The sequence below is a fragment of the Phenylobacterium sp. genome (genome assembly GCF_044371015.1).
Taxonomy (GTDB): Bacteria; Pseudomonadota; Alphaproteobacteria; order Caulobacterales; family Caulobacteraceae; genus Phenylobacterium.
The window spans coordinates 1-3,194 of record NZ_JBILUK010000304.1 but is presented as its reverse complement, the minus strand read 5'-3'; the positions used below and the strand labels follow the sequence as shown (position 1 = coordinate 3,194).

At 67.5% G+C, this 3,194-nt stretch carries 4 protein-coding genes; all 4 read left to right on the top strand.

Annotated features, from left to right (window positions below; all coding sequences use genetic code 11):
* Positions 1-330: SDR family oxidoreductase (locus tag ACIQ3R_RS16710; protein ID WP_397419984.1), on the top strand; the 330-nt coding region annotated here is incomplete at its 5' end.
* Positions 327-695, top strand: a complete 369-nt coding sequence (gene folB, locus ACIQ3R_RS16705; RefSeq protein ID WP_397419983.1) for a dihydroneopterin aldolase — start codon at positions 327-329, stop codon at positions 693-695. The genes ACIQ3R_RS16710 and folB, both read left to right, overlap by 4 nt.
* 93 nt (positions 696-788) lie before the next feature.
* A complete protein-coding gene (locus ACIQ3R_RS16700) occupies positions 789-1,175 on the top strand; it encodes a DUF4870 family protein (RefSeq protein ID WP_397419982.1) in 387 nt (128 codons plus the stop codon).
* 58 nt (positions 1,176-1,233) lie between these two features.
* Positions 1,234-3,057 (top strand): DUF885 domain-containing protein, encoded by a 1,824-nt coding sequence (locus ACIQ3R_RS16695; protein WP_397419981.1) that lies wholly within the window; start codon positions 1,234-1,236, stop codon positions 3,055-3,057.
* Positions 3,058-3,194 lie beyond the last annotated feature (137 nt).

Genomic DNA, 3,194 nt, shown 5'->3' with positions numbered 1-3,194 from the left:
AATATCCTGGACCAGAGGGTCTGGCGGCCCAGCCCCAACTTCTTCTCCTACACCCTGTCCAAGTCCGCGCTTTGGGATGCGACCCGCATGATGGCCCTGGCGCTGGCGCCCCGCATCCGGGTCAACGGCATCGGCCCCGGCCCGGTGCTGGCCTCGATTCATCAGGACGCCGCGGCCTTCGCCGCCGAAGCCGCCGCCACCCCGCTCGGCCGGGCCGTCTCGCCGGCCGAGATCGCCGCGACGCTGCGCTATCTGATCGACGCCCAGGGCGTCACGGGCCAGATGATCGCGGTGGATTCCGGCCAGCACCTCGGCGGACCCGACGCATGAGCCAGGGCGTCCTCCGGGCCAGCCGTGTGTTCGTCACCGGCCTGAAGGTCCAGGCCGAGATCGGCGTGCACAAGCACGAGATCGGCCGGGTGCAGCCTTTGGTGGTGGATGTCGAGCTCGAAGTGCCGACCGTGGCCTCCGACCGGCTGGCGGAGACGGTGAACTACGAGACGATCCTGGCGGCCGCTCAGGCTGTGGCCGCGGAGGGACATCTGCACCTGGTCGAGACCTTCGCCCATCGGCTGGCGTCCCGCTGCCTCGCCGACCCGCGCGTGAGCCAGGCCCGAATCCGCGTCACCAAGCCGCTGGCGCTCGAACCCCATGCGGTCGGCGCCGGGGTGGAGATCGTGATCGGGCGCGGGTGAGCGATTTGTAACCGCCCGGCGTCTTTCGCCGAAGCCTAACGTGGGCCATCTCTATGTGACGCTTTGGCGTTACGGGGCTGGAGGGCCCGCACCATGACCGAGACCTACGCTGTCGAAGACAAGACCATGCCGGCCATCTCCTATGGTCTCTACCTGCTGGCCTACGCCACCGGGATCACCGCCATCGTGGGGCTGATCCTGGCCTACGCGCAACGCGGCGCCGCCGGTCCGGTCAATCAGAGCCACTACACGTTCATGATCCGCACCTTCTGGATCGGTTTGCTCATGATGATCGGCGTCGGGATGCTGTTCGGCGTGGGCGCCATCCTGACGATCATCCTGATCGGCTTCCCGATCATGGCGCTGGCCTGGCTGATGGGCGCGGTCGCTGCGGTCTGGTACGGCCTGCGCTGCATCCTGGGGCTGGTCTATCTGAGCCGGGGCGAGGCCTATCCCCGCCCCTACGCCCTGCTGGCCTGAGGCGCCTTACCGCGAATTCACGTTCGAAGGGCGGGTCGTTCGGTCTATCAGGCCGGCCATGAAGCACCGATCCGCCCTTCTCGCCGCCTGCGCCGTCCTCTGCGCGGTCACACCCGCACACGCCCAGGCGCCCGCCGCCGCGCCGCCCGCCGCCGCGGCGATCTCGGAAGACGCCCGGCTCGCCGCCTTCTTCCAGGCCGCCTTCCTGGAATCCGTCCAGCGGAGTCCGGAGAGCCTGACCCAGCTGGGCATGAAGCAGCGCTACAACGAACTCGGCGACTACACGCGCGCCGGGCAGGAAAAGGGCGTCGCCCTGGCCGAGGCCCAACTGGCGCGGATGACCCGCGACTTCGATCGGTCGAAGCTCTCGGAAGCCAGCCGGCTGTCCTGGGATCTGTTCGAAAAGCAGGTGAAGCTGCAGCGGGAGCAGTTGCGCTGGTACTGGCAGCAGTATGCGGTGAGCTCGACTGGTGGGGCGCTGGACGGCGTCCCGGTGATGATGATCAACGCGCACAGCGTGGACTCCGTCGCCGACGCCGAGGCCTATGTCTCGCGTCTCAAGGCGGTTGAGCGGGTGGCGGGCGAGGTCGCGGCCGACCTCGACGAACGCACCGCCAAGGGTTTCCTGCCGCCGACCTTCGTGTTCGGCCGGGTGATCCCGGACGCGAAGAACCAGATCACCGGCGCGCCGTTCGGCCCCGGGGCTGAACATGCCGTCTGGACGGACTTCAAGACCAAGGTCGCAGCGCTCAAGACCGATGACGCCGTCAAGGCCCGGCTCCTGGCCGATGGTGAAGCCGCGCTGAAGGGCGAGTGGCAGCGCGGCTACCAGCGCTATATCGCCGCGCTGGAGGCGATGTCGAAGCGCGCCACCAAGGTTGACGGAGTCTGGGCCTTGCCGGACGGCGACGCCTTCTACGCCTCTGTGCTCAGCTTCTTCACCACCACGCCGATGACGCCCGACCAGGTGCACGACAAGGGCCTGAAGGAGGTGGCCCGCGTGCGCGCCGAGATGGATCAGATCCGCCAACGCGTCGGCTACGAAGGGTCGCTCGACGCCTTCATGACCTACGTGAAGACCGATCCCCGGTTTCGTTATCCCAACACGCCGGAAGGCAAGGCCCAGTACCTTGCCGACGCCAAGGCGATCGTCGCGGGCTATATGGCCGTGGCGGACCGCCAGTTCTCACACCTGCCCAAGGCGGCGCTGGAAGTGCGCGCGGTGGAGCCCTTCCGGGAGAAGACCGCGCCGATCGCCTTCTATAATCGCGGGACCGCCGACGGGAAGCGGCCGGGGATTTTCTATGTGAACCTCTCCGACATGACCCAGGTGCTGAAGCCCCAGCTTGCGGCTATCGCCTATCACGAGGGCGCGCCGGGTCATCACTTCCAGATCGCCTTCGCTCAGGAACAGGCGGACCTGCCCATGTTCCGGCGGTTCTCGTTCCAGGGCGCCTACATCGAGGGCTGGGGTCTCTATGCCGAGCGACTGGCCAAGGAGGGCGGTTTCTATACCGATCCCTATGACGACTTCGGCCGGCTTTCGGCGGAGATCTGGCGCGGCGCCCGCCTCGTGCTCGACACCGGCATCCACCACAAGCGCTGGAGCCGCGATCAGGCGCTGACCTACATGCGGGCCAATACGCTGGCCTCGGAGCGGGACATCGCCAGCGAGATCGACCGCTACTTCACCAACCCCGGGCAGGCGGCGAGCTACAAGGTCGGCGAGCTCAAGATCACCGAGCTCCGCGAACGGGCCAGGGGTGAACTGGGCCCCAGGTTCGACCTCAAGGCCTTCCACGACGTGGTGCTCAGCGCCGGCCCGCTGCCGCTGGACGTGCTGGAAAACCGGGTTGACGCCTGGGTCGCCGCGCGGCGGTAGAGCGGGATCAGTCGTTCAGAAATGTATCGCTGATCTGCGGATTCGTGGAATTTCGCTGAGCACCTCTGTTGGGTAGACCCTCGGCGTGGCGGCCGCGCCACGACCCGACGGAGACCCGCCATGGCCCACCTCACGCT

Bases quoted from the DNA above. Each gene is read 5' to 3' on its own strand.
- ACIQ3R_RS16695 (WP_397419981.1), top strand. From the start codon at position 1,234: ATGAAGCACCGATCCGCCCTTCTCGCCGCCTGCGCCGTCCTCTGCGCG.
- ACIQ3R_RS16700 (WP_397419982.1), top strand. From the start codon at position 789: ATGACCGAGACCTACGCTGTCGAAGACAAGACCATGCCGGCCATCTCC.
- folB (WP_397419983.1), top strand. From the start codon at position 327: ATGAGCCAGGGCGTCCTCCGGGCCAGCCGTGTGTTCGTCACCGGCCTG.